Genomic DNA, 24,129 nt, shown 5'->3' with positions numbered 1-24,129 from the left:
TTTGCCATCTGACCGTTTTCTGGAGACTCCCATGTGGATGCGTCTGGCAGCCTTGGCTGCCATTGCGTTCGTGCCGTGCGTGTACGCACAGGGCACGACACCCGCCGTACCGTTGACCCTCGACGACGCCATCGCGCGCGTTGCCCAGTACCACCCCGACCTGCGCCTGGCCGAGGCCCAGCGCCCGGTGTGGGAAGCCCGCCGTGACGCGGCCGGGCTCCCGCCCCCGCTGACCCTGGGCGTGGAGCTGGAGAACGCGCTCGGCACCGGCGACAGCCGCGGCTTTGATGCGGCTGAAGCCACCGTCACCCTGGCCGGCGTGCTGGAGCGTGGCGGCAAGCTGGATGCCCGCCGCGCCGTGGCCCAGGCCAACCTGGACAGCCTGGCCCCGCAGCGCGAAACCGCGCGGCTGGACCTGATGGCCGAGGTCGCACGCCGCTATCTGGCGGTGACCGACGCGCGCCAGCAACTGCGCATCGCCGAGACCGATATCGAACAGCGCAGGCGCGCGGTCGCCGCCGCACGGCTGCGCCTGCAGGCCGGTGCCTCGCCGGAATCGGTGCTGATGACCGCCCAGGCGATGCTGGCCCAGGCCGAACTGGACCGCGATCGCGCCAAGCAGATGGACCAGTCCGCGCGTGCGGCGCTGTCGGCGTTGTGGCGCCAGCGCGATCCTGGCTTCGATGTCGTGAGCGGCGACCCGATGCAACTGCCCGCGCTGCAGGACTTCGCGGTGCTCGCCGACGCACTTCAGCGCACCCCGGAACTGGCCGTGCTGGCCGGCGAACGTCGCATCCGCGAGGCGCAGGTGCGGCTGGCCCGCACCCAGGCGCGGCCGGATGTCAGTTGGCAGGTCGGCGTGCGCAACAGCCGGGATACCCGCGATACCTCGTTGGTCGCGGGTTTCAGCCTGCCCTTGGGCAGCGTGCGCCGCGCCGAGCCGGAGATCCGCGCGACGGAAGCCGAACTGGCGCTCAACAGCGTGGAGCGCGATGCGCGCGCACTGCAGTTGTACGCCACGCTCGCCGAAGCGCATGGCCGCTACCTGACCTCGCGGCTGGAAGTCACCCGCATGGGGCGCGATGTGCTGCCCCAGCTGCAGCGTGCCGAGAACGCTGCCGAGAAGGCCTGGCGTGCCGGCGCGATCAGTTACATGGAATGGGCCCAGCTGCAGGCGATGCGGATCGACGCACGCCAGCGCCAGCTTGAGGCGGCCATCGCCGCACAGACCGCCCTGATCGAAATCCAGCGCCTGACCGGCCAGAGCATGGTCGCCGCTACCGACACCGTGTCCACGGAGGACCGCCGATGACCCGTTCCCAGACCCGTACCGCGCTGGCCGGCAGCCTGTTGATCGCGCTGATGGCGCTCACCGGCTGCGGCGGCACTGAACCCGCTGCGGCACCGGCCAAGCCGGCCGGGACCGATGCCGGCCATGGTGAGGCCGGGCACGACGATGATCGTGACGATCACGACGCCCCGGAAAGCACCACCATCGCCGCGGCCATGGCCGACCAGGCCGGCATCCGCGTCGCACCGGTCGTGGCCGGCACCATCGCCGACGAACACGACGTGCAGGGCCTGTTGACCCCGGTCGATGGCCGCGTCGCCCAGGTGATGGCGCGCTTCCCCGGCCCGATCCGCTCGCTGCGCGCCAACGTCGGTGACCGCGTGCGCGCCGGCCAGGTGCTGGCCAGCATCGAGAGCAATCTCAGCCTCACCACGTACACGGTCAGCGCACCCATCGGTGGCGTGGTGCTCGCACGCCAGGCCCAGGTCGGAGGCGTCGCCGGTGAGGGCACGCCGCTGTTCGAGATCGGCGATCTCTCCACCTTGTGGGTGGACCTGCATATCTTCGGCAACGACACCCAGCACATCACCGCCGGCGTGCCGGTCACCGTGTCGCGGATGACCGACGGCGTCAGCCAGGCCACCACGCTGGAACGTGTGCTGCCCGGCACCGCCACCGCCAGCCAGAGCACGGTCGCCCGCGCGACGCTGCGCAACGACGACGGTCAGTGGCGGCCCGGTGCCGCGGTCAAGGCGCGGATCGTCGTGGCCACCACGCCGGCTGCGCAGGTGGTGCCGCTGAGCGCGCTGCAGACGATGGACGGCAAGGACGTGGTGTTCGTGCGCCAGGGCGATACCTATGCCGCGCGTGCGGTGACGCTGGGTGCGCGCGACGCGGGCAAGGTCGAAGTGCTCGGTGGCCTGACCCTCGGCGAAGCGGTCGTGGTCGAGCAGAGCTACGTGGTCAAGGCCGATATCGGCAAGGCAGGGGCATCGCATGAACATTGACGTGCTGCCGTGCCCCGCAGAGGGAGGGCGCCCCCATGCTTGAGCGCATCATCCGCGCCGCCATCGCCCATCGCTGGTTGATGATGGCCCTGACGTTGGTGCTGATCGTGATCGGCAGCTGGAGCTTCACCCGGCTGCCGATCGACGCCACCCCGGACATCACCAACGTCCAGGTGCAGATCAACACCGCCGCCCCCGGCTATTCGCCGCTGGAGACCGAGCAACGCATCACCTACCCGGTAGAAACGGTGATGGCCGGCCTGCCGGCCATGGAGCAGGCGCGTTCGCTGTCGCGCTACGGGCTCTCGCAGGTGACCGTGGTGTTCAAGGACGGCACCGACATCTACTTCGCGCGCCAACAGGTCGCCGAACGCCTGCAGCAGGTCAAGTCGCAGATTCCGGACGGCCTCGATCCACAGCTGGGACCGATCTCCACCGGCCTCGGCGAAATCTTCATGTACACCATCGACGCCGATCCCAAGGCACGCAGGGCCGATGGCACGGCGTACACCGCCACCGACCTGCGCACCCTGCAGGACTGGGTGATCCGGCCGCAGCTGCGCAACGTGCCCGGCGTGACCGAGGTCAACACCATCGGTGGCTTCCAGCGGCAGGTGCACATCACCCCCGACCCGGCCCGGCTGCGCGCGCTGGGCTTCACGCTGGAAGACGTCGCGCAGGCGGTGGAGACCAACAACCAGAACGTCGGCGCCGGTTACATCGAACGCAACGGCCAGCAGTTCCTGGTGCGCATTCCCGGCCAGGTCGCCAACCTGGAGGAGATCGGCAACATCGTGCTGGCCCGCCGCGAAGGCGTGCCGATCCACGTGCACGACGTCGCCCAGGTGCAGGACGGACCGGAGCTGCGCAGCGGCGCGGCCACCCAGAACGGCCATGAAGTAGTGATGGGCACCGTGGTGATGCTGATCGGGGCCAACAGCCGCGACGTCGCCCAGGCCGCGGCGGCGCGCCTGCAGCAGGCGCAGGCCAGCCTGCCCGAGGGCGTCACCGTCACCGCCAGCTACGACCGCACCGCGCTGGTGGACCGCACCATCGAGACGGTCGCAAAGAACCTGATCGAAGGCGCCTTGCTGGTGATCGTGGTGCTGTTCCTGCTGCTCGGCAATTTCCGTGCGGCGCTGATCACCGCGGCGGTGATTCCGCTGGCGATGCTGTTCACGCTGACCGGCATGGCCCGCGGCGGTGTGTCGGCCAACCTGATGAGCCTGGGCGCGCTGGACTTCGGCCTGATCGTCGACGGGGCGGTGATCATCATCGAGAACTGCCTGCGCCGCTTCGGCGAACGCCAGCATGTGCTCGGCCGCGACATGACCCGCGAAGAACGCTTCGCCGAAACCGCCAGCGCGACGGCCGAGGTGATCCGCCCCAGCCTGTTCGGGCTGGGCATCATCACCGCGGTGTACCTGCCGATCTTCGCGCTTACCGGGGTGGAAGGAAAAATGTTCCACCCGATGGCGATCACCGTGGTGCTGGCCCTGACCGGTGCGATGGTGCTGGCGCTGACCTTCGTTCCCGCCGCGATCGCACTGTTCCTCGGGGGACGTGTGCAGGAAAAGGAGAACCGCCTGATGGCGTGGGTGCGCCGGCGCTACGAGCCGATGCTCGCGTTCGCCCTGCGTCGCGGCCGCTGGATGGTCGGCGGTGCGCTGGTGCTGGTGATCGGCTGCGGTCTGCTGGCCACGCGGCTGGGCAGCGAGTTCGTGCCGAACCTGGACGAAGGCGATGTCGCCATGCACGCGATGCGCATCCCCGGGACCAGCCTGACCCAGTCGATCGAGATGCAGAAGCAGATCGAGAACCGGCTGGTGCAGTTCGCCGAGGTGGACAAGGTGTTCTCCAAGATCGGTACGCCGGAGGTCGCCTCCGATCCGATGCCGCCCTCGGTGGCCGATACCTTCATCATGATGAAACCGCGCAAGGCCTGGCCGGATCCCCGCAAATCGCGTGCGGCCCTTCTCGGCGAGCTGGAGGAAGCGGTCGAGCAGCTGCCCGGCAACAACTACGAGTTCACCCAGCCGATCCAGATGCGCACCAACGAGCTGATCTCCGGCGTGCGTGCCGACGTGGCGGTGATGTTGTTCGGCGATGACCTGGACACGCTGCTGTCGGTCGGCAAACGCATCGCGGCGGTGGCCGGCACCGTGCCGGGCGCGGCCGACGTGCGGGTGGAGGAAACCAGCGGGCTGCCGCTGCTGACCGTCACCCCGAATCGCACCGCGTTGGCCGGCTATGGGCTGAATCCAGGGCAGGTGCAGTCGACCGTGGCCACGGCGGTGGGCGGGCAGGTGGCAGGGCAGTTGTTCGAAGGCGACCGCCGCTTCGACATCGTGGTGCGCCTGCCTGAAGCGCTGCGCCAGGACCCGGCCGCACTGGCGGACCTGCCGGTGTCGCTGGAGCCCGCGCTTGCGGATGCGGCCGATGAATCCAGCAGAGCGGGCAGCTGGACCAGCGGCAGTGCACGCACGGTGCCGTTGCGTGAGCTGGCAACCTTGAGCAACAGCGAAGGGCCGAACCAGATCAACCGCGAGAACGGCAAGCGCCGGATCGTGGTCACCGCCAACGTGCGCGATCGCGATCTCGGCGGGTTCGTCGGTGACCTGCAGCAGGCGATCGGACGGGATGTGCAGGTGCCCAACGGCTACTGGATCGAGTACGGCGGCAGCTTCGAGCAGCTGATCTCGGCCAGCCAGCGCCTGTCGGTCGTGGTGCCGGTGACATTGGCGATCATCTTCGCCCTGCTGTTCTGGGCATTCGGCTCGGTCAAGGATGCGGCCATCGTGTTCAGCGGCGTGCCGCTGGCGCTGACCGGCGGCGTGCTCGCACTGGCGCTGCGCGGTATTCCGCTGTCGATCTCGGCCGGCGTTGGGTTCATCGCGCTGTCCGGCGTGGCCGTTCTCAACGGGCTGGTGATGATCAGTTTCGTCCGCAGCCTGCGCGAGCACGGCATGCCGCTGCCGGAGGCGGTACGCGACGGTGCGCTGGGCCGCCTGCGCCCGGTGCTGATGACCGCGCTGGTGGCCTCGCTCGGCTTCGTGCCGATGGCCTTCAACGTGGGCGCCGGCTCGGAAGTGCAGCGGCCGCTGGCGACCGTGGTGATCGGTGGCATCGTCTCGTCCACGCTGCTGACCCTGCTGGTGCTGCCGGTGCTGTACCGGTGGCTGCATCGGAAGAAATCTGGCGCGGTATGAAGGGCCAGGTCCGCACGTGATGCAACGTGCGGACCTGGCTGCCAGCGCAATGCTCACATCCGTCTGCTTTTCCTCGAGCTTCCAGACCTTCACCCTGTCTGCCCGTTTGAAGGCCTGCCCATCGACATACCGCGGCATCTTCGTACCGCTGCGATCATGCGTGTGGGTTCCCATTGTCTTCTGGAAGCGGCTTCCGTGACGTACTTCGTGCCCACGCAGGAAGCTGTCCTGGGCGATCGTGGAGGCATTGCCGTGGGTCGAAAACCGGGCGAGGCAAAACGCGCTGAAGTACCTGACCAACGTCATCTGTGACGTCGGCGTCTGCTCATGCACCAAACGCTCGAACAGCCTGACAACATCGATCCACTTGTAGGGCGTTCCCCGGATCCGGCCATAGTAGAAGTTATAGCCATCAACGTAGACGGCGGTGGTTTCAGTCATGCGCACGTTCCTTCGGGCATGAAAAAACCGCCTTTCGGCGGTTTCTTCGTCCCAAGCCGTTTAGCCAACTGAATGACGACGGCGAGGGCGGGGTCGTGGGGCCATTACAGCAGCCCGTTGCCGTGGCGGTCAAATGACGGGGTCACACCTTGGTGCCGCCTCGTCCACTCAGCACTGATCGGTTTTCTGCCAGCCATTGCTGGATCAGATCGACCGCTTCCGCCACGCCCTCTTCCGTGCCCATCGCCCTTCCCAGAGCAGCCGCCCGTCCGCGCGTTTCGGCGTGCTCGACGAAGTCCAGTGCCCGCCCCAGCGTCCCGGCGTCCAACCGCTTCGGCGACAGCGCCGCCGCTGCCACGCCCACCTGCTGCAGCCGGTCCGCCCAGAAGAACTGGTCCGCGGCGAACGGCATCACCAGCGACGGCACCCCGGCCCGGCAGGCCGAATGCGTGGTGCCGCTGCCACCGTGGTGGATGACCAGCGCGCAGCGCGGGAACAGTGCTTCATGTGGGGTCGGCCCGAGCACGAACACGTTGGGCGGAAGCGGGGCGCTGGGCAGCCCGGCCCAGCCCGGGAACAGCAGGACCCGCCGCGGCGCCAATGCCGCCAGCAGCGCGGGCAGCACGTGGTCGCGATCGAAGCCGGTCATGCTGCCGAACCCCAGGTAGACCGGCGCGGGGCCAGCGTCCAGGAAGGCCTGCAGATCCGGCGGCGGCTGCCAGCCACGTTCGGGCGCGCGCCACTGGCCGCAGATCCGGTGATTGGCGGGCCAGTCCGATGGGGGAGGCAGCAGGCTGGGCGAGATGCCGTACAGCATCGGCAGATCCCGCCAGGGGGAGGCGCGCCCCGGCATGCCCAATGCCCGTCGCGCGGCGTTGATCGGACGGCGGAAGGTCCGCCACACCGCCTGGTTGACCAAGGTGTAGCTGAGGCGATTGAGCGCGCCGGGCAGGCGCAGCCGTGGCAGGAACGGGGAGGGGAAGCCGGCGGTCGGGGTCAGCGGGATCATCCCCGTGCCGATTACCGGCAGCCCATGGTGTTCGGCCACGGTCAGGCCCACGAAGGCGGCCAGCCCGCCGGTCAGCACCGCATCGCATCCGGTGGCAGCGGCATCGGCCTGACGCATCCATCCGGGCACGTGCCGTTGCGCCATCCGCGCCAGCCCCCGCGAGGCGGCGAGCCGGGCGTTGCCGCGCGAGACCAATGCCACCACCTCGTCATGGATGTCGCCTTCCAGCGCGGCATGCGGGACGCCCAGCTCGCGCGCGGTCTCCAGCGTGCCGCGCTCGGCCAGCAGCAGCACCTCATGGCCTGCGGCGATCAATCCATGGCAGAGCATCACCAGCGGGCGGGTGTCGCCTTCGGTGCCGTAGGTCAGGGCGAGCAGCTTCATGAAAGGCCGCGGGGGAAGGAGAGCAAAGGCGCTGGGGTCATCGTCACGTCCGGGTTGCAGGCCCGGGCAGCCTAGCGGAGGGGCTGTCACGGGACCGGGATGGCGCGCCTGGGCCAGGCCAGCTTGCCGCAGGCCCCCGGAGCGGGCATAATGCGCGGCTCGCTGTGTCCAAAAACCTTTGGATCGGTGGCCGGGAACACGTCATCCGGCCCGCCCTCGACAGCGTAACCCTTTGATTCTCATGACGTGTGGCGGGAAACCGCCGAGGCCGCCGTCGCCCGGGCTATGGGCTGACAACTACTTTATCGAGGTGCGCAATGTCCCGCGTATGCCAAGTTTCCGGCAAGCGAGTGCAGACGGGTAACAACGTCTCGCACGCCAACAACAAGACCCGTCGTCGTTTCCTGCCCAACCTGCACGAGCGCCGCTTCTGGGTTGCCAGCGAGAACCGCTGGGTCAAGCTTCGTGTTTCCGCGCATGCCCTGCGCACCATCGACAAGAACGGTATCGACTCCGTTCTGGCTGAGCTGCGTTCGCGCGGCGAAAAGGTCTGAGGAGTAAACGATCATGGCAGGCAAGCGCGATAAGATCCGTCTGATTTCGACGGCCAACACTGGCCACTTCTACACGACGGACAAGAACAAGAAGAACACCCCCGGGAAGATGGAATTCCTGAAGTACGATCCGGTCGTGCGCAAGCACGTCCTGTACAAGGAAGGCAAGATCAAGTAATCCGCAAGGATTCTTGAGCTTCCCGAAAAAACCCGCCCCCCGTGGCGGGTTTTTTCATGGGCCGGCGATACGTGGAGCCGGCCAGCGCCCGGCACCACCGGTTGCATGCAGCGGCCCATGGCAGAATGCGGTTCCCCTCCCGACGGGCGACGCGATGCTGTTCGAGTGGCTGCTGGGTTCGTGGCTGTTGATGCTGGATTGGCTGATCCGGCTGGCCGCGCTGTTCTGGATTCCCAGCCGCACCACGCCCGGTGCCGCACGCAGCTGGTTGCTGCTGGTGGGCTTCGTGCCGCTGCTCGGGCTGCCGCTATATCTGCTGTTCGGCCATCCGTGGTTGTCGCGCCAGCGCGTGCAGCGCCAGGCCGAAGCGTCCCAGGTGATCCGCGAGGAGCAGGCCCTGCAGCCACCGCTGCGCTGGACGCCCCCACCGGATACCGCCACCGCCGAAATCGTGCCGCTGATCGAGCGCCAGGGCGATTTCATGCCCATCCACGGCAACGCGGTGGACCTGCTCACCGATTACGACGCCTCGCTGCAGGCACTGATCGAGGACATCGACCAGGCGCGCGAGCGCGTGCACCTGCTCTACTACCTGATGTTCGACGATGCGGTCGGCGAGGCCATCGTGCAGGCGCTGCAGCGGGCCGCGGCACGTGGAGTGCACTGCCGGTTGCTGCTCGATGCGGTCGGTGCCAAGCGCGGGCTGCGCCACTATCGGCGCCGCCTGCAGGCGCTCGGCGTGGACGTGCGCGCGATGCTGCCCGGCGGCCTGCGCTGGCGCCGCAGCGGCCGCATGGACCTGCGCAACCACCGCAAGATCGCGGTGATCGACAACCGCGTCGGCTATATCGGCTCGCAGAACCTGGCGGGGCCGCAGTTCGTCGCCGGCTACCCCAACAAGGAGCTGGTGGCGCGCGTGCGCGGGCCGGTGGTGGCGCATCTGGAAGCGGTGTTCGCCAGCGACTGGTACATGGAAACCGGGCAGCGCCTGGACGTACTCACCGCGGTGCGGGTGTGCTCGGCCGACGTGCCGACCCAGCTGCTGCCCAGTGGCCCGGCGTATCCCTTCAGCAATGCGCGCGATGCGGTCAACGCGCTGATCCATCTGGCGCGGCGGCGCATAGTGCTGGTCACGCCGTATTTCGTGCCGGACGAAGCGACCCTGAGTGCGCTGCGCATCGCGGCGTTGTCCGGCGTGCAGGTGCAGCTGATCCTCTCGGCCAGCACCAACCAGCGGCTGACCTCGTGGGCACAGGAGGCGTACTACGATGAACTGCTGCGCAGCGGCGTGCGGATCGCGCTGTACGCGCCACACTTCCTGCATGCCAAGCACCTGACCGTCGATGAGGACATCGCCCTGGTCGGCTCGATCAATCTCGACATCCGCTCGTTCGCGCTCAATGCCGAGATCGGCATGCTCTGCTATGACGCTGGCATGGTGCGCCAGCTGGCGCAGATCGAAGCCGACTATCTCGAACACGCGCACCCACTGGACCTGGCGACGTGGCGCCAGCGACCGGCATGGAAGCGCAGCCGCGAAGGGATCGCGCGGCTGGCCGATGCGTTGATGTAGTGCGCTGTGACGCACGTGGACGGCCGATCCACGCGCATCGCCTACAATCCGGGCATGACTGCGTCCGATACCCACCGCCAGTGTGATCTGGCCATCGTCGGCGGCGGCGCTGCCGGCGTCCTCGTCGCGCTGCAGGCCCTGCGCCATGCAACCCGGCCGTCACGCATCGTGCTGTTCGAGCCGGCCTCGGTCCTGGCCGAAGGCATCGCCTACGCCACGCCGTGGCCGGAGCACCTGCTGAACGTGCCGGCCGGCAAGATGAGCGCGCTGCCGGATCAGCCCGCGGATTTCCTCGATTACCTGCTCGACAGCGATGCGGTTCCCGACGTGCCGCGCGCGGTACTCGCGGACCAGTTCGTGCCGCGCCGCCACTATGCCGCCTACCTGCGCGCCCGGCTGGAGCAGGCGCGCGCGCACAGCGCGGCGGCGCTGGAGGTGGTTGAACAGCCGGTCTTCGCGCTGCAGCCCGATGCACACGGCGTGCAGTTGCGGCTGGATGACGACATGACCTGGAGCGCGCGGCGGGTGGTGCTGGCCTGCGGCAACAGCATGCGCCCGCTGCCGGTTGCCGGTGCCGATGCCCTGCCGCCCGCGCAGGTGGTGGAAGCCTGGGACTACGACGGCGTACGCGTGCTGGCCGGCGATGACGATCTGGCCATCATCGGCTCCGGCCTGAGCATGGCCGACAGCGTGGTCGCGCTGGCCGCCGCCGGGCACCGTGGGCGCATCTTCGTCCTGTCGCGCCACGCGCTGCTGCCGTTGCCACACGCCCACGGCGCGGCGGTCAGCTTCGATCCGCAGCCGCTGTTGGCGATGCCGCTGCGCCAGCGCGTGCGCGAACTGCGCGGGCAGGCCCGCGCGGCGGTCGCCCAGGGCATCCCGTGGCAGAGCGTGATGGACCGCATCCGGCCGATGGGCCAGGCGTTGTGGTTGAGCCTGGGCGAGGGGGACCAGCGCCGCTTCCTGCGCCACGTGGTGCGCTATTGGGACGTGCACCGCCACCGCATCGCCGAATCGGTGCATGCCCAGGTCGCCGAGCTGGAGCGCAGCGGCCAGCTGCAGCGCCACCGCGCTCGGCTGGACACGGTGCTGGTGCAGGAAACCGGGCTGCAGCTGCACGGGCGGAGCCCGGGCAGCGGGCTCCCACCGCTGACCGTGGCGGCGGTGATCAACGCCACCGGCGTGGAGACCCGCGCGCTGTCCATGCGCAATCCGCTGATCCGGCAGCTGCTGGCCGACGGCCATGCGCGCCCGGGTCCGCATGGCCTCGGCCTGGATACGACGGTGGAAGAGGGCGGCCTGATCGATGGACATGGCCAGCCGCAGCCGGCGATCCGGGTGGTCGGCAGCCTGCGCATCGGCACCCTGTGGGAGAGCCTGGCGATCCCGGAGCTGCGCGGGCAGGCCGAGCGGGCCGCGCGCGGCTGAACCCGTTCGATCCGGGCGCCGGGTAACGGCCCGGAGCGACCCGCCCGAGGGTAAAATGGGGACATGGATGTTTCCCACTTGCTCGACGGGTTGAACCCCGCCCAGCGCGAAGCTGTGTCCGCCCCGCCCGGCCACCATCTGGTGCTTGCCGGTGCCGGTTCCGGCAAGACCCGCGTGCTTATCCACCGCATCGCCTGGCTCAATGAAGTCTGCGGCGTGCCGACCCATGGCATTTTTGCGGTGACCTTCACCAACAAGGCCGCCGGCGAGATGCGTCACCGCATCGACCTGCAGCTGCCGCAGGGCAGCCGTGGCGCCTGGATCGGCACCTTCCACGGCCTGGCCCACCGCCTCCTGCGTCTGCACTACCAGGACGCCAAGCTGCCCGACAGCTTCCAGGTGCTGGATTCGGACGACCAGCTGCGGCTGGTCAAGCGCGTGGTCCAGCAGCTGGAGATCGACGACGGCAAGTTCCCGCCGAAGCAGATCGCGTGGTGGATCAACGAGCAGAAGGATGAGGGCCGTCGCCCGCAGCATATCCAGCCCGAGCCCCATGACGCGTGGCTGGAAACCATGCGCCAGGCGTATATCGCCTATCAGGAGCGCTGCGATCGCGCCGGCCTGGTCGATTTCGCCGAGCTGCTGCTGCGCGCGCATGAACTGCTGCGCGACAACCCGGCGCTGCTGGCCCACTACCGCTCGCGCTTCCGCGAAATCCTGGTGGACGAGTTCCAGGACACCAACGCCATCCAGTACGCCTTCGTGCGCGTGCTGGCCGGCGATACCGGCCACGTGTTCGTGGTCGGCGATGACGACCAGGCCATCTATGGCTGGCGCGGCGCCAAGGTCGAGAACGTCCAGCGCTTCCTCAAGGATTTCCCGGGCGCGCAGACCGTGCGCCTGGAGCAGAACTACCGCTCCACCGCCAACATCCTCGGCGCCGCCAACGCGGTGATCGCGCACAACCCGGACCGTATCGGCAAGGAGTTGTGGACCGACAGCGGCGACGGTGACCCGATCGATCTGTACGCGGCCTACAACGAGATGGACGAGGCGCGTTACGTGGTCGAGCGCGCGCGCCAGTGGGTGCGCGATGGCGGCAGCTACGGCGACGTCGCCGTGCTCTACCGCAGCAACGCGCAGTCGCGTGCCTTCGAAGAAGCGCTGCTCTCCGAGCAGGTGCCGTACCGCGTGTACGGCGGCATGCGCTTCTTCGAGCGCGCTGAAATCAAGGATGCGCTGGCGTACCTGCGGTTGATGACCAACCGCAACGATGACGCGGCATTCGAGCGCGCGGTCAACACGCCGACGCGTGGCATCGGCGACCGCACCCTGGATGAAGTGCGCCGCTTGGCGCGTTCCCACGCGATCTCGCTGTGGGAAGCCACCATGCTGACCACCCAGGGCAATACGCTCGCCGCGCGCGCACGCAACGCATTGGCCGGCTTCCTGGTGCTGGTCAACCAGCTCCAGGCCGAAGCCGACGAGATGACGCTGGCCGAACGCATCGACCACGTGCTGGTGCGCTCGGGCCTGCGCGAGCATTGGTCCAAGGAAAGCCGCAACGCGCTGGATTCGGAATCGCGCGCGGACAACCTGGACGAACTGGTCTCGGTGGCCTCGCGCTTCGTCCGTCGCGAAGACGATGTCGAAGAAACCCAGGACATGAGCGAGCTGGTCGCGTTCCTCGCCTACGCCTCGCTGGAGGCCGGCGAAGGCCAGGCCCAGGCCGGCGAAGAGGGCGTACAGCTGATGACGCTGCACGCCGCCAAGGGCCTGGAGTTCCCGCTGGTGTTCCTGGCCGGCATGGAAGACGGCCTGTTCCCGAGTGCACGTTCGCTGGAAGAAAGCGGCCGGCTGGAAGAAGAGCGTCGCCTGGCCTACGTGGGCATCACCCGCGCGCGCCAGAAGCTGGTGCTCTGCTATGCCGAATCGCGCCGCATCCACGGCCAGGACAACTACAACGTGCCCTCGCGCTTCCTGCGCGAAATCCCGCGTGAGCTGGTGAACGAAGTACGCCCGAAGGTGCAGGTCTCGCGCGGCACCTCGCTCGGCGCCAACCGGGTGATGGGCCATGCGGCGCTGGAAGCACCGCCGCTCAAGCTGGGCGCGATGGTCAACCATCCCAAGTTCGGCGAAGGCATGGTCACCGACTACGAAGGCAGCGGCCAGCACGCCCGCGTGCAGGTCGAATTCATCGAGGCCGGCAGCAAGTGGCTGGTGATGGCGTACGCCAATTTGACGGTGCTCTGAGCAGGTGTGTCACGGATGACGCGCCACGTGCTCTTCATCTGCAGCCAGAACCGCCTGCGCAGCCCGACCGCTGAGCAGGTGTTTGCCGATTGGCCGGGCGTCGAGACCGCTTCTGCGGGTCTCAAGCCCGATGCCGACGTACCTGTCAGTCCCGAACTGCTGCAGTGGGCCGATCTGATCGTCGTGATGGAGCGCGCTCACCGCAGCCGGTTGGCCAGCCGCTTCCAGCGCTGGCTCGGAGGCAAGCGCATCGTGTGCCTGGATATTCCGGACGATTACGCGTTCATGGCACCTGCGCTGGTTGCCTTGCTGCAGGCCAAGGTGCCACCGCTGCTGCGGTGAGCCGAGGCAGGCGCCCGGCGGATGCGCCGACGTCATCGGTAGTGCCGGCCGCTGGCCGGCTGCGCTTTACTGTGGCGGTGTCGGGAGCCGGCCAGCGGCCGGCACTACAATGGCGTCACCCTCTTCGAACAGGCCCCCGCCATGACCGATTCGCCGCTGCACCTCACCGTCAAATTGAACGCCAGGCTCCAGCCCGAGCATCGCCATGAGCTGTTCGAAGACCCGCTGGATGCGCTGCTGGGCAGTGCCGAGCTGGGTGAGATCACCGGCGGTGGCACCGCGCTGAGCGAAGAAGGTGAAGTGGATTACGGCGATATCGAGATCGCGTTGAACGATCCGGCCTCGCTGCCCGGCGTGATCGAACTGCTGGAGCAGCTGGGTGCGCCGAAGGGTTCGCTGATCCAGCGCGAAGGCGCTCCCGATCAACCGTTCGGCGTTACCGAAGGCCTGGCCTTGTATCTCAACGGCACCGATCTGCCGGACGAGGTCTACGAGCAGTGCGATTCGAACCATGTGTTCGAGCAGATCGTCGAGCGCATCGACGGCCACGGCGAGATCTGCAGCTGGTGGCAGGGCCCGACCGAGACCGCGCTGTATCTGTATGGCGCCTCGTTCGACACCCTGCACGCGCGCATCGCCGATCTGCTGGCGAGCTACCCGCTGTGCCAGGGCGCACGCGTGGTGCGTACCGCCTGATCAGCCGTCCGGCGCGTGGCCTGCCGCTGCAGCACGGGCAGCGCATGCCTGCGCTATCCGCGTTGCGGTGGGCCAGGGCGCCTCGCTTCATCCCCGATCGCCCCCGACTCATCCCGGATTTCACGCAGTTCGTCGCGTGCCGCTTGTCGCTCCCCGGGCCGGCGCCCAGAGTCTGCCCCTGTCCGCTGGGAGCGCACTCGTGAACAAGGGAATTCCGTATCTGCTTGCTGCACTGGTCCTGCTGACATGGTCGGCAGGCTGGGCCGAGCCGGTGCTGGCCCTGTTCCAGCACGCCCAGACCTGCCTGGCCGGCGGTGGCGACTTCGATCTGCTGCGCCTGCGCTGCCAGCCGCCGCCCAGCGTGGTGTACATCGGCCGGGCGACGCTGTGGTTCTGGCTGGGTGGCATCGCCTTCGCGGTGGTCGCATTGCTGGGCACGCGCTACAAGGCGCGCTGACAGGCGGACGGCCAACCGGCATCATCAGCCTCTGTCCGAAGGAGGCCATATGGGTCCGAGCGAAAAGGAAAAGATGCTGTCCGGGAAGCCGTATCGCCCGGGCGACCCGGAGCTGCAGGCCGACATGGCCGCGGCCAAGGTCTGGATGGTCCGCTACAACGCGGCACTGGCCGAGAGCCCGGCCGCGCGCCGCGCGCTGCTGCGCGAGCAGCTCGGTGCGGTCGGCGAAGGCGCGGTGATCCGGCCGCCGTTCCATTGCGACTACGGCTACAACATCCGCCTGGGGCAGGGCGTGTTCCTCAACTACAACTGCGTGATCCTGGACGTAGCCGAGGTCAGCATCGGCGATGGCACCCAGATCGGTCCCGCGGTGCAGCTCTACGCCGCCGACCACCCGCGCGATCCGCAGGCGCGTGCCGAGGGCCTGGAGTCGGCCAGGCCGGTGCGGATCGGCCGCAACGTCTGGATCGGCGGCGGGGCGATCGTACTGCCCGGCGTCAGCATCGGCGACGATGCGGTGGTCGGCGCCGGCAGCGTGGTCACCCGCGATGTAGCGGCCGGCGCGACCGTGGTCGGCAACCCCGCGCGGGAGGTGCCGGCACGGCCGCACGGCGATTGATCCAGCTCAAGGCGTCGCGTCCACATCGGGTGTGCAATGGTGGTGTCCCCATTGCCCATCCCCAAGGAGCTCTGCCATGTACAAGCGCATCCTGATTGCCACCGATGGTTCGGAGCTGGCCGAGAAAGGCCTGGCCAAGGGCCTGGAGCTGGCCAAGGACCTCGATGCGGAGGTCGATATCGTGACTGTCTCCGAGCCGTGGGCGGTCGGCATGTACGACGCCATGGGCTGGAGCGTGGGCTACATGAACACGCCCGAGTACAAGGCCGACCGCGAAGAGACCGCGCAGAAAGTACTGCAGCCGGCCAAGGCCGCCGCCGAAGCCCAGGGCCTGCGTACCGCCACCGTGCACGTGCTGGACCGCTATGCCGCCGACGGCATCATCGATACCGCCACCGAGCGCGGCAGCGACCTGATCGTGATGACCTCGCATGGCCGCCGGGGCGTCACCCGTGTACTGCTGGGCAGCCAGACCGCCGAGGTACTGGCCCGCAGCACGGTGCCGGTGCTGGTCATCCGGTAACGGGGAACCGGTATCCGGTAACGGAGACACCGGGTAGTGCCGGCCGCTGGCCGGCTCCTCGGGTAGTCCGATGCAAGCGCAGCCGGCCAGCGGCCGGCACTACGCATCCGTTGCGCAGCGTGCGCGTCCGGTCAGTCGCGCAGCTTCAACGTCTGCGACTCATCCAGCGTGCCATCCGGCTGCAAGACCACGTAACGCTCGCCGCTGCGGTCGAACAGCACCGGGATCGGGTCACGGAACAGGGGGCGGCGCACGAAGCGCAGCTGCCAGCCGAAATGTTCGAGTGTTTCCACCGCCTGGCGCTGCTCCGCGGTCAGGCCGGCGCGCAGTTCAGCCGGATTCGGGACGTTGCGGCGTTCGGGTGTGGTCATCGAGCGTAGACGTGCAGGGACGGGCTTGCTGCCCCGGCCACCGCGTGCGGGCACGGGGCGGCGGGGCGGACACCAGCGGGGTTCACCAGCTGTAGAGCTTCCAGTAGACCGGCGAGACGCCGTCCTTGTCGCTGTCCATGCGGCCATCGCCGTTCTGGTCGTACATGTAGAACGGCGCGCCGCGCGACGGAGTCACCTTGACCATCCGCAGCTGGCCACCGACCCGGTATTCCTCGATGGTGTCGCCATTGTCCTGGACGGTCTTGAGCACGTCGGCACCCGAGACATCGACCGGGGGCCTGCCGCCACCACCGGTGGCACAGCCGGCCAGCGCGAGCAGGCCTGCGAGCAACAGAATCTTCATGGGCCGGGAGTCCTTGGGCGAAGAAGGGCTGATTATGCCCGATGGATCGTGAGCCCGGTGCCGACGACGGTCAGGGCCGGGCGCGTAGAATCGTCATATGAGCCGATTAGTCCTGATTGACGGGTCCAGTTACCTGTATCGCGCGTTCCACGCGCTTCCGCCGCTGACCAACGCACACGGTGAACCCACCGGGGCCTTGTTCGGTGTGGTCAACATGCTGCGCGCCACCCTGAAGGAGCGCCCCGAGTACGTCGCCTTCGTGGTCGATGCGCCCGGCAAGACCTTCCGCGACGACCTGTATGCCGACTACAAGGCCAACCGCCCGCCGATGCCCGACGACCTGCGCCCGCAGATCGAGCCGATGTGCCGCATCGTCGAGGCGCTGGGCCTGAGCATCCTGCGCATCCCCGGCGTGGAAGCCGATGATGTGATCGGCACGCTGGCCCTGCAGGGCCACCGCGATGGCCTGCAGGTGACCATCTCCACCGGCGACAAGGATTTCGCCCAGCTGGTCCGCCCGGGCATCGAGCTGGTCAACACCATGACCGGCAGCCGCATGGATTCGGACGCGGCCGTGATGGAGAAGTTCGGCGTGCGCGCCGACCAGATCGTCGACCTGCTGGCGCTGATGGGCGACGCGGTGGACAACGTGCCGGGCGTGGAGAAGTGCGGGCCCAAGACCGCCGCCAAGTGGCTGGCCGAGTACCAGCACCTGGATGGGGTGATGGCGGCGGCGCCGACCATGAAGGGCAAGATCGGCGAGAACCTGCGCGCGGCGCTGGAGCGCCTGCCGCTCAACCGCGAGCTGGTCACGATCCGTACCGATGTGCCGCTGGAGGTCTCAGCGCAGACGTTGCCGCTGCGCGAGCCGGACGTGCCGTCGCTGAGCGAACTGTACCTGCGCTATGGCTTCACCCAGGCCCTCAAGGAGCTGGGCGGCCCCGTGCCGGCTCCGGCCGCTGCCAGCGATGCCCCGGTCAGCCTGCGCGGCACCGCAGCCGGCTACGCTCGTGCCACGCCGGATGACGCGGTGGTGCCGGTCGATCCCGCACTCTCGGCCCCCGGCGAGTACGAGATGGTGCTGACCACCGGGCAGCTGGAGGCCTGGGTGCAGCGCCTGGCCGATGCCGAGCTGATCTCGTTCGATACCGAGACCGACGCGCTGGACGCCATGCGCGCCAACCTGGTCGGCATCAGCCTGGCCGTCGAACCGGGCCGGGCCGCCTACATCCCGGTCGGCCACGATTACCCCGGCGCGCCGGCGCAACTGCCGCGCGAGCAGGTGCTCGAGGCGCTGCGTCCTGCCCTGGAAGACCCCGCCAAGAAGAAACTTGGCCAGCATGGCAAGTACGACCTGCACGTGCTGCGCCGCCACGGCGTGAACCTGCAGGGGTATCACGACGACACCATGCTCGAGAGCTTCGTGCTCAATTCCACCGCCACGCGCCATGACATGGACTCGCTGGCGATGCGCTACCTGGGCTACACCACGATCAAGTTCGAGGAAGTGGCCGGCAAGGGCGCCAAGCAGATCTCGTTCTCGCAGGTCGGCCTGGACGAAGCCTGCCGCTACGCCGCCGAAGATGCCGACGTGACCCTGCGCCTGCACCACGCGCTGCAGCCCCAGCTGCAGGCTACGCCGTCGCTGGATGGCGTCTACCGCGACATCGAGATGCCGCTGGTGCCGGTGCTGGCGCGGATCGAAGCCAATGGCGTGCATATCGACATGGCCGAGCTGCGCCGGCAGAGCCAGGACCTGGGCTCGCGCATGCTGGCCGCCCAGCAGAAGGCCACCGAGCTGGCCGGGCGCACCTTCAACCTGGATTCGCCCAAGCAGCTGCAGGCCGTGCTGTTCGACGAGCTCCAGCTGCCGGCGCTGGTGAAGACCCCCAAGGGCCAGCCCAGCACCAATGAAGAGGCGCTGGAGGCGATCGCCGAGCAGCACGAACTGCCCCGCGTGATCCTGGAGTACCGCGGGCTGGCCAAGCTGCGCAGCACCTACACTGACAAGCTGCCGGAGATGATCAACCAGGACACCGGGCGGGTACACACCAGCTACCACCAGTCCGGTGCCGCCACCGGCCGGTTGTCGTCCTCCGATCCGAACCTGCAGAACATCCCGATCCGCACCGAGGACGGCCGCCGCATCCGCCGCGCTTTCGTGGCCCCGCCGGGGCGCAAGATCCTGGCCTGCGATTACTCGCAGATCGAGCTGCGGATCATGGCCCACCTCTCCGAGGACCCGGGCCTGGTGCGGGCCTTCGAGCAGGGCGTGGACGTGCACCGGGCGACCGCCGCGGAAGTCTTCAGCCGGCCCCTGGACGAGGTGACCCCCAACGAGCGCCGCGCCGCCAAGGCGATCAACTTCGGCCTGATGTACGGCATGAGCGCGTTCGGGCTGGCCCGCAACCTGGGCATCGACCGCGGCCAGGCCCAGGACTACGTGGCCCTGTACTTCAGCCGCTACCCGGGCGTGCGCGATTTCATGGAGCGCATGCGCCAGCAGGCCCGCGAGCAGGGCTATGTCGAAACGCTGTTCGGCCGCCGCCTGTACCTGAACGACATCAACGCCCGCAACCAGGGCCTGCGGGCCGGTGCTGAACGGGCCGCGATCAACGCCCCGATGCAGGGCACCGCCGCGGACATCATCAAGCGCGCCATGGTGAACGTGGACAGCTGGCTGCAGGACCACGGTGATCAGGCCAAGATGATTCTGCAGGTGCACGATGAACTGGTCTTTGAAACCGAAAGCGGTTTCCTCGACACCTTGCGTTTGAAAGTCGTTGAATTGATGTCCTCCGCCGCCGAACTGCGTGTTCCGCTGGTGGTGGATGCGGGCGTGGGCGATAACTGGGACGAGGCGCATTGAGGCCTGAATCACAGTCAAAAGGCTGAATTGGTTCAGTGCCCCGCGATAATCTGACTGTTGGATGAATGTTTATGGGGAGAGGCCCGGATTAATTGGGCCCCTTCACGAACTATCAATGTTCGGAGTGCTTTTATAGACCTCGACAGGCGCAATGCCTGTTGTGGATCTCTCCCATCCCCTGGAGCAGATCTCGGAACGGGGGCTCCTCCCCAAGCGCCCGTTCCCCGGCCCCGCTAACCTCCCCCTGGTTGGCGGGGCTTTTTATTTGTGGCGTCGGAACATGGCCGCCCGCGACGCCGGCCATTGCCTCGCACCGGGTGCCGGCCCATGCTGCCCGGACCAGTCGGGGAGAGGCAATGAGCGACCTGTTTGCATTGGCCATGCCGTGGTGGGAATTTATCCTGCGCGCGGTGGTGGTGTACGCGGTGGTGCTGGGCATGGTCCGGCTGTCCGGTAAACGCGCGCTGGGCCAGATCACGCCCTTCGACGTGCTGCTGATCGTGCTGCTCGGCAACGCGGTGCAGAACGCGCTGCTCGGCGAAGACACCTCCCTGGGCGGCGGCCTGCTGCTGGCGGCGACCCTGATCTCGATCAACTACGGCGTGGGCTGGCTGAGCACGCGCAGCCGACGCGTGGAGACCTTGGTCGAAGGCGAGCCGATCCTGATCGCCCGCGACGGCAAGGTGCTCGATTCGGTGCTCAAGCGCGAACTGGTCACCCCGGCTGATCTGGACGCCGCGATGCGCCAGCAGGGTTGCCTGTCGATCGACGACGTCGCCCTGGCGGTGCTGGAGATCAACGGGCACATCACGATCGTGCCGAAGAAATAATCAGACCCAGTCGCGCGGTACCAGGTAATCCGCCAAACGCGCCTCATCGCTGCCGGCCTCCGGCTGGAAGCCATACTCCCAGCGCACGCGTGGCGGCAGGCTCATCAGGATGCTCTCGCTGCGCCCGCCGCTCTGCAGCCCGAACAGCGTGCCGCGGTCGTAGACCAGGTTGAATTCGACGTAGCGGCCGCGACGGTACAGCTGGAACTCGCGCTCGCGCTCGCCATACGGGGTGTCCTTGCGACGCTCGACCAGCGGCAGATAGGCCTCCAGGAAGCCATCGCCGACCGCGCGCAGGTAGGCGAAATCGCGCTCGAAATCGCCGTGCAGGTCGTCGAAGAACAGGCCGCCCACGCCGCGCGTCTCGTTGCGATGGCGCAGGAAGAAATACTCATCGCACCAGCGCTTGTGCGCGGCATAGCGCTCCTCGCCGAACGGCGCGCACAGATCGTGCGCGACCTGGTGCCAATGCCGCACGTCCTCGTCGATCGGATAGAACGGGGTGAGATCGAAGCCGCCGCCGAACCACGACGCGACCGCCACGCCATCGCGCTCGGCGCGGAAGTAGCGCACGTTGGCATGCGTGGTCGGCAGGTACGGATTGGCCGGATGGAACACCAGCGATACGCCGGTGGCGCGCCATGAGGCACCGGCCAGCTCGGGGCGGTTGGCCGAGGCCGATGGCGGCAGGCGCGTGCCGGCCACATCGGAGAACCCGATCCCGGCCTGCTCGAACACCGCGCCATCGCGCAGGATGCGGGTGCGGCCACCGCCGCCCTCCGCGCGTTGCCAGACATCTTCGGCAAAGCGGGCCTGGCCGTCGGCGGTTTCGATCGCCGCACAGATGCGGTCCTGCAGGTCGGTCAGATACGCGCGGACGCGGTCGAAGTCGTTCATGGGCGCTACTTTACCGCAGGCCGGTGCACGGCCTGCGTGTGCCCGTGCGAGCTCAGCGGCCGCCTTTGCGGTTGGTGCTCTTGCTGTTTTTCGTCGGGGCGGGCGTTGCGGCCGGCGTGTCCTCAGCATCGGCGTCCGCATCGGCGTCCGCATCTGCATCCGCATCCGCTTCGGCCGCCATGCGCTCGGCGATCTGCTCCAGCCCGGCGCTCACCTGCATCAGGCCCCAGTTGCGGGTCGCGTGCACATCGCAGGCGACGTGCGTGCCTTTGCCATCCTTCGCGCAGAGGGCGGCCATCTGCTCGGGCAGCGCCTCGTCACCGGTGTGTTCATAGACGCTGGCCAGGTTCTCGCAGCCTTCGCGCACGCCGGCCGTGCACAGCTTCAGATAGAACGGCGCCGCCTCGGCCCAGCGGTTGCGCAGGGCCAGCTGGTGGCCGGCGGCATTGCAGCCCTGCAGCTTGCCGGCCGCGCAGCAGGCCTGGGCGCCGCCCTCACGGGTCAGCGTCGGGCAGTCCTGCGGAAGCGGGGTTTCGACGAACACCACCGGCGCGCTGCACTGCTGCGCCTCGCCGGTGCGTTCGTAGTAGCTGAAGCGGTTCCAGCTGTCCATGCCGATCAGGTTGCCGTTGGCCAGGCGCTTGAACACGAAGTCGTCGCCCTGGTCGTGGCGCACGCGGATGTCGCCGTCGACCAGGCGCGCGCGCAGCTTGCCGCCGAAGCCGCTGTCGATCATGCCGCCATCGCCGAACGGCAGATGGTCCATCAGGCCCTGGCTGGCCAGGTAGCTGCCGCAGGGCAGTGCGGTGGCCGCCAGTGGCGTCAGTGCGTTGGCATCCAGCTTGGCCAGCGGCGCCGCCCGCTCACAGGCGCGCGGGTCTTTGCCGCGGCTGCAGGCCCGCTGCAGCGCATCGCGGGCGGGGACCAGGCGGCCGGCCTCCCACAGGGCTTCCGCGGCCTTGGCGCAGAACGTGCCGCCGGTCTGTGCCTGGCAGATCGTGGTGATCTCATCGAGCTGCGCGGCCGGCAGCGGCGAGGCAGCGGCGGCCGCGAGCCCGCCGACCAGGGCCTTGGCAAAGGCCTGGCCCATGGCATCACGTGCGGCCTCCAGGCAGGCGGCCTGGTCGTACTGGGCGGCGTCGGGCTTGCAGACCTCCGGCTCGGCCATATCCGGGCTGTCATCCTGCGTGGCGGCCAGCGTCCCGGCCTCGTGCGCCTCGGACTGGAAGTTGGACAGCAGGCGCTTGCAGGCGGCCGGGACATCCTCGCGGCACCACTGGCGGAGGCGGTCGTTGCTGGCGAAAAGCATGTCGTCCAGGCAGGTGCCGATCTCGGCCCGGCAGGACGCAGCGGGGAACACCGTGGCGGGGCGACAGGGGGCGGCCTTCTGCAACCGGTACGCGTTGAAGCGGTCGCTGAGCCGGCGGCCACCGTCCTCCACGGTCAGCGCGCCGACGCCGCCGTTGTCCAGGTCGGCCAGCTTCAACTCATTGCCGAGGCGGCTGAGCAGGTACGGTTCGGGTGCCTGCCCGGGGATCTGCCGATAGCCCTGGTTGGCGCTCTCCAGCGTCAGCGTGGTGCCGGTGTCCTCGGCCAGGAAGGTGCCGCAGACCATGGCCTGGGCGGCCGCGGGCAGGCTGACCGCCGTGAGCAGGGTGAACAGCGTCGCGCGCCAGCCGTGGCGGCGCAGGAGGGGAATCGAAACAGTCACAGCGTCATCCTTGCGGGGGTGGTGCAGCGCACGCGGGCGCTGCGGGGGAATCTCAGCGGCGGAACAGTGCACGCACATCCGGCGCGCACAGGCGCACGATCAACCAGACATGGAGCACCGCGAACGCGACAGCGGTCAGTCCGGTCAATCCCGTCCAGATCACACGCAGCACCCGCAGGTCTCTGCGCAGCTGCAGGATCTCCAGCGAGTAGGTCTGCGCCGGCAGCTGCGCCAGCACATGCCGGAACGCATCGTCGACGGCCCACACGACCCCCCCGTTGAGTACGGCGGTCACGGCGAGCAGCACGACGAACGACGCCCACGCCCCGCGCCAGCGGCGCAGCATGCCCCAGCACGACACGGCGCCGGCCAGGCTCGACACGCACAGCACCATGTTGGCCAGGACCGGATGCGCCAGCAGCCACTGCAGCGTGCCAGGCAGCCAGTGCAGGTCCTCGCCGGCCAGCATCGCCTGAAGGGTGTCGGTAGCGGACAACGGAATGGAGATCAGCGCCAGCACCGCCCACAGCGCCGCCGAGGCCAGGCAGACCAGCAGCACGGACTTGAGCAGGGGCGCGAGGAACGCAGGTGCGCCATCCCCGCTGGGGCGTGGTGTGAACGAAGGCAATTGCGGGGGAAACGACGCTGACATCCGGTGTCCTGGTTGGGCAGGCCACGACGTCTAGGTCGCAGCCACCGCGTTCGCGGCCGCGGGCAGGATATGGTCTGCGCTCAGTGGTGCCAAGCGCACGCCATGCGGCGGGCGCAGCGGCACCCAGGCCAGTTCGGCGATTTCCGCCTGCGCCCGGGGCAAACCGGTCACCGTCACCCGGTACGCATTGGCGCGCACACGGTGCCCGGCTTCATGCACCGCCCACGCCTCGAAGCGGCCCAATGCGACGGCGCTTCCCGCCACCAGGGTGACACCGAGTTCTTCCTGCAGCTCGCGCGCCAGGGCGACCAAAGGCGCCTCACCGGGCTCGGGCTTGCCGCCGGGCTGGATGAAGGTCTCCGAGCCCTGTTTGCGCACCACCAGCACGCGGCCGCCGGCATCGAAAACGACCGCGGCGACGATATCGATCGTCGCCGCGGCGTGCTGCACGTCAGTGGGCACCGACGTCAT

General features: G+C 68.4%; 23 protein-coding genes. 16 read left to right on the top strand and 7 right to left on the bottom strand.

The annotated features are described in order from the left end of the window. Positions 1-31 precede the first annotated feature (31 nt). From ABE434_RS13465 to ABE434_RS13450, 4 genes are all read left to right on the top strand, one after another. On the top strand, positions 32-1,312 hold the full coding sequence (locus ABE434_RS13465) for a TolC family protein (RefSeq protein ID WP_346479196.1): 1,281 nt from the start codon (positions 32-34) through the stop codon (positions 1,310-1,312). Continuing rightward, a complete protein-coding gene (locus ABE434_RS13460) occupies positions 1,309-2,298 on the top strand; it encodes an efflux RND transporter periplasmic adaptor subunit (RefSeq protein WP_346479195.1) in 990 nt (329 codons plus the stop codon). Before ABE434_RS13465 ends, ABE434_RS13460 begins: the two co-directional genes overlap by 4 nt. A 35-nt stretch (positions 2,299-2,333) precedes the next feature. Further along, complete coding sequence (locus ABE434_RS13455; protein WP_346479194.1) at positions 2,334-5,507, top strand: CusA/CzcA family heavy metal efflux RND transporter; 3,174 nt, start codon at positions 2,334-2,336, stop codon at positions 5,505-5,507. 327 nt (positions 5,508-5,834) lie between these two features. Next, positions 5,835-6,020 carry a hypothetical protein gene (locus ABE434_RS13450; RefSeq protein ID WP_346479193.1) on the top strand — a complete coding sequence of 62 codons (186 nt, stop codon included), beginning with the start codon at positions 5,835-5,837 and terminating at the stop codon, positions 6,018-6,020. A 70-nt stretch (positions 6,021-6,090) separates the two neighbouring features. On the opposite strand, the gene ABE434_RS13445 is transcribed toward ABE434_RS13450, so the two are convergent. Further along, positions 6,091-7,341, bottom strand: a complete 1,251-nt coding sequence (locus ABE434_RS13445; RefSeq protein ID WP_346479192.1) for a glycosyltransferase — start codon at positions 7,339-7,341, stop codon at positions 6,091-6,093. A gap of 317 nt (positions 7,342-7,658) precedes the next feature. On the opposite strand from ABE434_RS13445, the gene rpmB reads away from it, so the two are divergent. The 10 genes from rpmB (at position 7,659) to ABE434_RS13395 (ending at position 15,964) form a co-directional block, all read left to right on the top strand. Beyond that, positions 7,659-7,895 (top strand): 50S ribosomal protein L28, encoded by a 237-nt coding sequence (gene rpmB, locus ABE434_RS13440; RefSeq protein WP_019185625.1) that lies wholly within the window; start codon positions 7,659-7,661, stop codon positions 7,893-7,895. A gap of 10 nt (positions 7,896-7,905) precedes the next feature. Continuing rightward, entirely contained in the window at positions 7,906-8,073 is a 168-nt protein-coding gene (gene rpmG / locus ABE434_RS13435) for a 50S ribosomal protein L33 (RefSeq protein ID WP_172407465.1), read from the top strand. A gap of 154 nt (positions 8,074-8,227) precedes the next feature. Next, positions 8,228-9,646 (top strand): cardiolipin synthase, encoded by a 1,419-nt coding sequence (cls, locus tag ABE434_RS13430; protein ID WP_346479191.1) that lies wholly within the window; start codon positions 8,228-8,230, stop codon positions 9,644-9,646. A 36-nt stretch (positions 9,647-9,682) separates the two neighbouring features. Continuing rightward, positions 9,683-11,074 carry an FAD/NAD(P)-binding protein gene (locus ABE434_RS13425; RefSeq protein ID WP_346479216.1) on the top strand — a complete coding sequence of 464 codons (1,392 nt, stop codon included), beginning with the start codon at positions 9,683-9,685 and terminating at the stop codon, positions 11,072-11,074. Positions 11,075-11,137: 63 nt separating this feature from the next. Then, positions 11,138-13,327 (top strand): DNA helicase II, encoded by a 2,190-nt coding sequence (uvrD, locus tag ABE434_RS13420; protein ID WP_346479190.1) that lies wholly within the window; start codon positions 11,138-11,140, stop codon positions 13,325-13,327. A 15-nt stretch (positions 13,328-13,342) separates the two neighbouring features. Then, on the top strand, positions 13,343-13,669 hold the full coding sequence (locus ABE434_RS13415) for a low molecular weight protein tyrosine phosphatase family protein (protein WP_346479189.1): 327 nt from the start codon (positions 13,343-13,345) through the stop codon (positions 13,667-13,669). A 141-nt stretch (positions 13,670-13,810) separates the two neighbouring features. Next, positions 13,811-14,365 (top strand): hypothetical protein, encoded by a 555-nt coding sequence (locus tag ABE434_RS13410; RefSeq protein ID WP_346479188.1) that lies wholly within the window; start codon positions 13,811-13,813, stop codon positions 14,363-14,365. A 199-nt stretch (positions 14,366-14,564) separates the two neighbouring features. Next, on the top strand, positions 14,565-14,822 hold the full coding sequence (locus ABE434_RS13405; protein WP_346479187.1) for a hypothetical protein: 258 nt from the start codon (positions 14,565-14,567) through the stop codon (positions 14,820-14,822). A 49-nt stretch (positions 14,823-14,871) separates the two neighbouring features. Then, on the top strand, positions 14,872-15,441 hold the full coding sequence (locus ABE434_RS13400) for a sugar O-acetyltransferase (RefSeq protein ID WP_176987807.1): 570 nt from the start codon (positions 14,872-14,874) through the stop codon (positions 15,439-15,441). Positions 15,442-15,517: 76 nt separating this feature from the next. After that, positions 15,518-15,964, top strand: a complete 447-nt coding sequence (locus ABE434_RS13395; protein WP_121040915.1) for a universal stress protein — start codon at positions 15,518-15,520, stop codon at positions 15,962-15,964. 131 nt (positions 15,965-16,095) lie between these two features. Here the strand turns inward: ABE434_RS13395 and ABE434_RS13390 are convergent, their stop codons facing one another. Together ABE434_RS13390 and ABE434_RS13385 are read right to left on the bottom strand one after the other, a co-directional pair. Continuing rightward, a complete protein-coding gene (locus ABE434_RS13390) occupies positions 16,096-16,335 on the bottom strand; it encodes a hypothetical protein (RefSeq protein ID WP_176987809.1) in 240 nt (79 codons plus the stop codon). A gap of 82 nt (positions 16,336-16,417) precedes the next feature. After that, entirely contained in the window at positions 16,418-16,699 is a 282-nt protein-coding gene (locus tag ABE434_RS13385; protein WP_176987810.1) for a DUF2782 domain-containing protein, read from the bottom strand. A gap of 97 nt (positions 16,700-16,796) precedes the next feature. On the opposite strand from ABE434_RS13385, the gene polA reads away from it, so the two are divergent. Further along, on the top strand, positions 16,797-19,568 hold the full coding sequence (gene polA, locus ABE434_RS13380) for a DNA polymerase I (protein WP_346479186.1): 2,772 nt from the start codon (positions 16,797-16,799) through the stop codon (positions 19,566-19,568). A gap of 356 nt (positions 19,569-19,924) precedes the next feature. Then, positions 19,925-20,398 carry a YetF domain-containing protein gene (locus tag ABE434_RS13375; protein WP_176987812.1) on the top strand — a complete coding sequence of 158 codons (474 nt, stop codon included), beginning with the start codon at positions 19,925-19,927 and terminating at the stop codon, positions 20,396-20,398. Here ABE434_RS13375 and hemF read toward each other — a convergent pair whose 3' ends face one another. The 4 genes from hemF to ABE434_RS13355 are packed head-to-tail and all read right to left on the bottom strand — an operon-like array spanning position 20,399 to position 24,108. Beyond that, positions 20,399-21,295 carry an oxygen-dependent coproporphyrinogen oxidase gene (hemF, locus tag ABE434_RS13370; RefSeq protein WP_179459709.1) on the bottom strand — a complete coding sequence of 299 codons (897 nt, stop codon included), beginning with the start codon at positions 21,293-21,295 and terminating at the stop codon, positions 20,399-20,401. Between the two features lie 52 nt (positions 21,296-21,347). Next, positions 21,348-23,006 carry a hypothetical protein gene (locus ABE434_RS13365; RefSeq protein ID WP_346479185.1) on the bottom strand — a complete coding sequence of 553 codons (1,659 nt, stop codon included), beginning with the start codon at positions 23,004-23,006 and terminating at the stop codon, positions 21,348-21,350. Positions 23,007-23,058: 52 nt separating this feature from the next. Next, positions 23,059-23,658 (bottom strand): hypothetical protein, encoded by a 600-nt coding sequence (locus ABE434_RS13360; RefSeq protein WP_346479184.1) that lies wholly within the window; start codon positions 23,656-23,658, stop codon positions 23,059-23,061. 30 nt (positions 23,659-23,688) lie between these two features. Then, entirely contained in the window at positions 23,689-24,108 is a 420-nt protein-coding gene (locus ABE434_RS13355) for an NUDIX domain-containing protein (protein WP_346479215.1), read from the bottom strand. Positions 24,109-24,129 lie beyond the last annotated feature (21 nt).

Source organism: Stenotrophomonas sp. TWI1183, assembly GCF_039673115.1.
Taxonomy (GTDB): Bacteria; Pseudomonadota; Gammaproteobacteria; order Xanthomonadales; family Xanthomonadaceae; genus Stenotrophomonas; species Stenotrophomonas maltophilia_AA.
This window is presented reverse-complemented; position numbering and strand designations above follow the sequence as displayed.